The following is a 6,831-nucleotide window of genomic DNA, read 5'->3' as shown; positions in this document are numbered from 1 at the left end:
GTGGAAGAAGCCACCGCTGCCGCGCGTGCCATGGAAGACCAGGCCGCACAGCTGGGTGAAGCGGTCGCGCGGTTCCGACTGGCCACCCCGGGCCCGGCCAGTGCACCGGTCCGCGCCGTTGCGCCGCCAGCGTCTGCCCCGCGCAAGGCGGCCAGCGCACCGGTCGTGGCCGCGCCGCGTGCGCGCAAGGCGGCACCGCAGCCGGCCCTGGCCGGCGACGGTGACTGGCAGGAGTTCTGAGTGGTGGCGCCGGGTTCTGCCCGGCGCCTTTGCCCGGCGGCAGCCGAGCATGGCTCGGCGCTACAACACCGGTGCCGGGCCTGCCCCGGCGCCGCGATGCGATCACCCTTCAGCTTCACGCCGCCCCGGCCGCTAACGAACTACGGCCCAACGCGTGCACGCCCATGTCCGCCCGCCCTACCGCCCCTGCGAAACCGGTTCGTGACTGGCGCCCGCTGGCCGGGATGCTGGTATTGGCGCTGTGGCTGGGCTGGACCCTGCCACTGCTGTGGACACAGTCGCGCGCCGCGGCCCCTGAACCGGCCAGCTGGGATGCCAGCGATCTGCTGGCGCAACTGCCGCACGACGTACTGACCGCCAGCGCCCAGCAGCCGCTGCTGTTGCGCCTGCCCGGCCGCTGCCCCTGTGATGGGCAGGAGGTACTGCCCGCTGGCAGCGCGATACAGACCAGCACCCTGCCCCTGCCGTTCGACTGGCTGGTCCTGCACCAGCAGCAACTGGTCTATGCCGGCCCCGCCCGGCTGGACGCCGGCTGCGGCGGTGCCCGCCCTGCGGCCGCGCCGCTGGTGAACCACCTGCTGGCACGACCGCAGGACCCCGTGATCCTCGCCACCCCTTGCCCCTGCCTCAAGGAGTAGTGCATGCACGCAACCTCTGCCCCTCATGCATCGCGCGTCGACCCTGCATCGCTGCCGTTCCTGCGCACCCTGTCCACCACCGCCGACCGCCTGTTCCTGGTCGTGACCGCCGGCCTGGTGCTGGCCTCGCTGGTGTTGGCCGTGCGCAGCGGGCAATGGGCCCCGTGGCTGGGCGTTGCCCTGCCCGCCCTGCTGGTCACCGCGCTGCAGGTACACTGGCTGCCGGGCACCCGGCTCAGCCGCTGCACCGTGGCACTGGCCTGGATGGTGCTTTCGGCCACGCTCATCCACCAGACCCATGGTCAGCTGGAGACACACTTCACGGTCATCGTGCTGATTGCCCTGCTTCTGTACTACCGCGACTGGCTGCCGATCGTCGTAGCGGCCTCGGCCATCGCCGTACACCACGTGCTGTTCTATGCACTGCAGGTACGCGGCCTGCCCTATCCGGTGTTCGCCGCTGGCAGCGGGCTGGGCACGCTGGCCCTTCACGCTCTGTATGTGGTGGTGGAAGCCGGACTGCTCAGCCTGATGGCCGTGCAGATGCGCCGCCAATTGATGCTGCTGGGGCATGACCCACAGCAGCTGGCGCAGCTGGCGCGCGGGCTGGCCGACGACCAGCCGATGCCGGAGCACCTGCAGACGGCGCAGTTTCCGCGCGATTCGCTGGCCGCCGCGCTGGTGCAGACCGGCGCCCGACTGCTGCAGCGGCGCGCGACCGAACAGCACACTGCGCGCGAATCGCTGCGCGTCCGCACCGCACTGGACGATGTCACCACCAACGTCATGATTGCCGACCGCGATCGCAACATCGTATTCGTCAATCGGCCGCTGCAGCGCATGCTCGCCGCCGCTGAGGCCGATCTGCGCCGCGACCTGCCGCAGTTCAACGCCGCCGACCTGATCGGCCGCAACATCGACATCTTCCACCGCAACCCGGCCCACCAGGCGCGGTTGCTGGACGACCTGAGCGGCACGTGGCGCGCACAGATCCGCGTCGGCGGCCGCAACATGCGCCTGATCATCAACCCGATCATCAGCGACGAAGGCGAACGCCAGGGGTTCGTCGTGGAATGGGCCGACCGCACTCTCGAACTGCAGGTGGAAGAAGAACTGGGCCGCATCGTCGAGGCGGCTGCGCAGGGCGATTTCAGCCAGCGCGTGGCCACGGCCGGCAAGGAAGGCTTCTTCCTGCAGCTGGCGCAGCGGCTGAACGGCCTGCTGGACGCCAACGCCTCCAGCATCGAGCAGATCTCGCAGCTGCTGTCCGCGCTGTCACGCGGCGACTTGACCGTACACATGCAGGGCGAGTTCCAGGGCGTTTATGCTCGCATCCGCGATGATGCCAACAGCACCATCGCGCAACTGACCACGATCGTCGGCAGCATCCAGACCGCGTCCGGCAGCCTGACCGGCGCTGCGGCCAACCTCGCACAGGGCAACGACCACCTGGCCAACCGCACCGAGCAGCAGGCAGCCAGCCTGGAAGAAACCGCGGCCACCATGGAAGAACTGACCGCCACCGTCCGCCAGAACGCCGAACACGCCCGCCAGGCCAACCAGCTGGCCAGCGGCGCGGCCAGCGTGGCGCACCAGGGCGGCGACGTCGTGGGCCAGGTGGTCAGCACCATGGGCGCGATCGAGGCCGCATCACGAAAGATCGCCGACATCATCGCGGTCATCGATGGCATTGCGTTCCAGACCAACATCCTGGCGTTGAACGCCGCCGTGGAAGCGGCCCGCGCCGGCGACCAGGGCCGCGGCTTCGCCGTGGTCGCCAGCGAAGTACGCACCCTGGCCCAGCGCTCGGCCGCTGCCGCCAAGGAAATCAAGGGCCTGATCGCCGACTCGGTCGGCAAGGTCGACGAAGGCTCGACCCTGGTGCGGCGTGCCGGCGACACCATGGGTGAGATCGTCGCCTCGGTGCAGCGGGTGACCGACATCATGGGCGAGATCTCGGCGGCGTCGCAGGAACAAAGCGCGGGTATCGAGCAGGTCAACCAGAGCATCGCCCAGATGGATGCCAACACGCGCCAGAACGCCACACTGGTGGAAGCCTCGGCCCACGCCACCCAGGGCATGAGCGAGCAGGCACAGGTGCTGGCGCACGCCGTGGCACGCTTCCAGCTGCACGAGCAGCGCCCCGTGCGCAGCCTCGATCCGGTGCGACGATGCGTGTCCCGCCTTCCCAGCTGATCCACGCGGGTCGATGTGGGGCTACATATTCCCGGCGCGCGGCCGATACCCCCAGTAAGCCGCGCGCCAACACGCGCTGGCGCCCGCCCCAGACCCAAGATTCCATGTCCGACGGCCACGACATTGCATTGAGTGACACCCACGCGGCCGACGCCGCCGACGAGCGGTTCCTGGTCCGCAATCCCCGCCAGCTGCGCCAGTTGCTGCGCTCGCTGATCGACCAGCGTTCCCTGATCAACGCCCACATCGACGGGCGCGATCGTTCTTTCCCCACCGCCCTGCTCGATATCGACGAGGACGAAGAAACCCTGCTGTTGGACGGCAGTCCGCAGGAAGCGTCCAACCGCGCCGCCGAGCAGGCCGACCACCTGCTGTGCTTTGCTCAGCTGGAACGGGTACTGGTGCGGTTCCGCCTGCAGGCACTGGAACGCGTGGACAACGACGGCCACGTCGCCTTCCGCGCCCACCTGCCCGACGAGCTGGTGCACCTGCAGCGCCGCGAGCTGTACCGCCTGGAAACCCCCATCACCGACTCGCCGCAGCTGAGCCTGGCCGCCGGTGAAGCCGGTGCCGACGCCCTGTCGATGCGGGTGGTGGACATCAGTGGCGGCGGCCTGGCCATCACCGTGCCCAGTGATTGCGCGCTGTTCACCCTGCAGAAGCGCTACGCCGCCACCCTGTCCATGCCCGACGGCCCGGACCTGCCGATCAGCCTGGTGGTGTGCAACATGCTGCCGCAGCGCCAGCCCAACGGTATCGAGGTGAAGCGCATCGGCATGCGCTTCGACGACCTGCCGCGCGGCGGCGACAGCGCCATCCAGCGCTACATCTTCCGCATCGACCGCCAGCGCAAGGCGCGCCAGAACGGCGAGCTGTGAGGTAGCGCCGGGCCCGGGGTCGGATCCCTTTCCGCAGGAAAGGGCTCTGACCCCACCCGTAGGTCCACGCCATGCGTGGATGCGCCCAACCCCGCCTAAAGTCCCCCGCCGCGGGGCCGATATCGAGGCTGACACCGGGACTACCGGCCGAACCAGGACCCTCGATGAACGACAAGACCAGCCCCACCGCCAGCGCCGGTGGCGAATTCCTCAGCTTCACCCTCGGCGCCGAGCACTACGGCGTTGACATCCTCAAGGTGCAGGAAATCCGCGGCTACGACGCGGTCACCCGCGTGCCCGATGCCCCGGACTACATCAAGGGCGTGATCAACCTGCGCGGCACCATCGTGCCGGTCATCGACCTGCGCCTGAAGCTGCGCCTGGAAAACGCGCGCTACGACGCCTTCACCGTGATGATCGTGCTGAACGTGGAAGACCGCGTAGTCGGCATCGTGGTGGACAGCGTCTCCGACGTCATTCCGCTGGCCGCCGAACAGATCCGCCCGACCCCGGAATTCGGCGCCGCGGTGGACACCCGCTTCATCTCCGGCATCGGCACCCAGGACGATCGCATGCTCATCCTGCTGGACATCGAAACCCTGCTCGACAGCGCCGACATGGGCCAGGCCGCCCTGCTGGAAGACGCGGCTGCCTGAGCAAACGGACGTTTTTCACAGTTCGACAAACGTCCCCTTCAGTTCCCCGTCAGCTTGCCGATAGGGGGACAGAAGCCGGGTGCGCAGGAGCGCATCAACCCGGATCGACTGTCCACACCATCCCCGGAGAATCACCTCGATGAAGTCCCTGCTTGTGTTCGTTTCGGCTGCCCTGCTGGCCACCACTGCTGCGTCCGCCTTCGCCCAGTCGGCCGACATGATTCCGCCGGAACTGGCCCCGCGTCAGGTTGGCAAGGACGGCATGGTCTGCGGCAAGGTGGAAAAGGCCCGTTTCGCAGAAGGTTCCGAAGGCCAGCCGACCTTCCTGTACATGGGCGGCGCCTTCCCGCGCCACACCTTCTCGGCGCGCATTGCCGGCGAGAACCGCGGCAAGTTCAACTTCCCGCTGGAGTCGCTGGAAGGCAAGACCGTGTGCGTGATCGGCAAGATCCAGCGCGACGCCTCGCGCGCTGAAATCGAGGTCAGCTCGCCGTCCAGCCTGAAGCTGGCCAACATCAAGTAATCCGCTGTCCGTCCTGCCACGCCGGCCATTGGTCGGCGTGGTTGCTGCAAGCGGGCCCGACGCCCGCACGCGTCTGCCTATGGAGATCGCAACGCCCATGCCGTGGATCAACAATCTGAAACTGATGCCGAAGCTGATGCTGACCTTCGGTGTCCTCCTGCTGGTGATGCTGCTGCAGGGCATCGTCGCCTATCGCGGCCTGCACTCGCTCAACAATGTCACCACCGAGCTGGCCGGCACGCGCATGGAGAGCATCCGCCTGGCCGGCGAGATGCGCGGCATGATCGGCGAAATCCGCAACTCCGAATACCAGCAGCTGGTGCGCGCCAGCGCTGAAGTGAAGGCCGATGCCCATGCGCGCGTGGCCGAGCTGCGCACCAGTCTGGACAAGGCGATCAAGACCTACCCCGGGCTGATCGACAACCCGCAGCAGAAGAAGCTGTTCGAAACGTTCGCCAACGACTGGAAGGACGCGCTGACGTCCTACGACAGCGTGTCCGAAATGCTGGAACTTGACCTGCCGGACGACGCCATCGATACCTTCGTCGGCGAAACCCGCACCAAGCACCGCAAGGCCGCCGCCGCACTGGAAGCGCTGATCGCCGAGGACAACCGCCTGGCCCGCGCCGCCCGCGAAGAGGCCTCAAGCACCTACTCGGCCTCGGCCGTGCTGACCGTCATCGCCCTTCTGGGTGGCGCCGCACTGGGCCTGGTCCTGGTCTGGCTGTTCGCCCGTGCCCTGGTGGGCAGCGTGCGCGGTGCCGTCTCGGTCGCCAACGACGTGGCCGGCGGCAAGCTCGATGGCCATATCGATGTCAGCCGCCAGGACGAAGTGGGCGAGCTGATGCAGGCCATGCAGCGCATGCAGCGCGACCTGCGCGAGCGCATCGAAACCGATGCCGCGGTGGCCCGCGAAAACCTGCGTATCCGCACCGCCTTGGATTACAGCTCCACCGGCGTGTACCTGACCGACCCGAACAACACCATCGTCTACAGCAACCGCGCCCTGCAGCAGACCCTGTCGCAGTACCAGGACGAGCTGCGCCGCGACCTGCCCGACTTCGATGCCCAGGCCTCGCTGATCGGCAAGCCGGTGACGGTGCTGGAACACCGCGGCGAAATGGACCACACCCTGCTGGCCAACCTGAAGCAGCACGGCGTGGCCCGCCGCCCGATGCAGTACGGCGATGCGCAGTTCGCCCAGGTGGTATCGACCATCCGCAACGAAGACGGCGACACCGTCGGCTACGTGGTCGAATGGCGTGACCGCACCCAGGAATCGCAGGTGGAAGCCGAGGTCGCGCGTGTCATCGCCCAGGCCGCTGCCGGCGACCTGTCCGGCCGCATCGACGCCGACGGCAAGGAAGGTTTCTTCCTGCAGCTGGCCCAGCAGATCAATGGCCTGCTCGACGCCAACGCCGGCAGTATCGAGCAGATTTCCGGCCTGCTGGCCGCCCTGTCGCAGGGCGACCTGACCGTGCGCATGCACGGCGATTACCAGGGCGTGTTTGCCCGCATGCGTGACGATGCCAACGCTACGGCCGCCCAGCTGAGCGAAATCGTCACCCGCATCAAGCAGTCCAGCCGCGCGATCAGCTCGGCCGCCGGCGAAATCGCCTCGGGCAACAGCGACCTGTCGCGCCGCACCGAGCAGCAGGCCGCCAACCTGGAAGAAACCGCCGCCTCGATGGAGGAACTGA

6 protein-coding genes and 1 pseudogene are annotated in these 6,831 nt (G+C 68.0%); all 7 read left to right on the top strand.

Going from position 1 to position 6,831, the window contains the following annotated elements:
• Window positions 1–240 (top strand): annotated as a pseudogene (locus tag RTY46_RS19350) (methyl-accepting chemotaxis protein); the annotation flags it as partial.
• Between the two features lie 164 nt (window positions 241–404).
• On the top strand, window positions 405–878 hold the full coding sequence (locus tag RTY46_RS19345; protein WP_312710400.1) for a hypothetical protein: 474 nt from the start codon (window positions 405–407) through the stop codon (window positions 876–878).
• 3 nt (window positions 879–881) lie between these two features.
• Window positions 882–3,074: a methyl-accepting chemotaxis protein gene (locus RTY46_RS19340; protein ID WP_312710399.1), complete on the top strand. Its 2,193-nt coding sequence runs from the start codon at window positions 882–884 to the stop codon at window positions 3,072–3,074.
• 104 nt (window positions 3,075–3,178) lie between these two features.
• A complete protein-coding gene (locus tag RTY46_RS19335; protein WP_312710397.1) occupies window positions 3,179–3,952 on the top strand; it encodes a flagellar brake protein in 774 nt (257 codons plus the stop codon).
• A 164-nt stretch (window positions 3,953–4,116) separates the two neighbouring features.
• The gene (locus RTY46_RS19330; RefSeq protein WP_312710395.1) at window positions 4,117–4,608 is read left to right on the top strand and encodes a chemotaxis protein CheW; all 492 of its coding nucleotides are present in this window, start codon (window positions 4,117–4,119) and stop codon (window positions 4,606–4,608) included.
• Between the two features lie 217 nt (window positions 4,609–4,825).
• Window positions 4,826–5,131, top strand: coding sequence for a hypothetical protein (locus RTY46_RS19325; RefSeq protein WP_234412378.1), 306 nt, complete (start codon window positions 4,826–4,828; stop codon window positions 5,129–5,131).
• A 97-nt stretch (window positions 5,132–5,228) separates the two neighbouring features.
• On the top strand, window positions 5,229–6,831 hold a 1,603-nt coding region (locus RTY46_RS19320), incomplete at its 3' end, for an MCP four helix bundle domain-containing protein (RefSeq protein ID WP_312710393.1).

It is taken from the genome of Stenotrophomonas sp., from assembly GCF_032056425.1.
Lineage (GTDB): Bacteria > Pseudomonadota > Gammaproteobacteria > Xanthomonadales > Xanthomonadaceae > Stenotrophomonas.
The sequence above is the reverse complement of the archived record's forward strand: the minus strand, read 5'-3'. Positions and strand labels throughout refer to the sequence as shown.

Coding starts and splice junctions, on each gene's coding strand:
- RTY46_RS19345 (WP_312710400.1), top strand. CDS start 405: ATGTCCGCCCGCCCTACCGCCCCTGCGAAACCGGTTCGTGACTGGCGC.
- RTY46_RS19340 (WP_312710399.1), top strand. CDS start 882: ATGCACGCAACCTCTGCCCCTCATGCATCGCGCGTCGACCCTGCATCG.
- RTY46_RS19335 (WP_312710397.1), top strand. CDS start 3,179: ATGTCCGACGGCCACGACATTGCATTGAGTGACACCCACGCGGCCGAC.
- RTY46_RS19330 (WP_312710395.1), top strand. CDS start 4,117: ATGAACGACAAGACCAGCCCCACCGCCAGCGCCGGTGGCGAATTCCTC.
- RTY46_RS19325 (WP_234412378.1), top strand. CDS start 4,826: ATGATTCCGCCGGAACTGGCCCCGCGTCAGGTTGGCAAGGACGGCATG.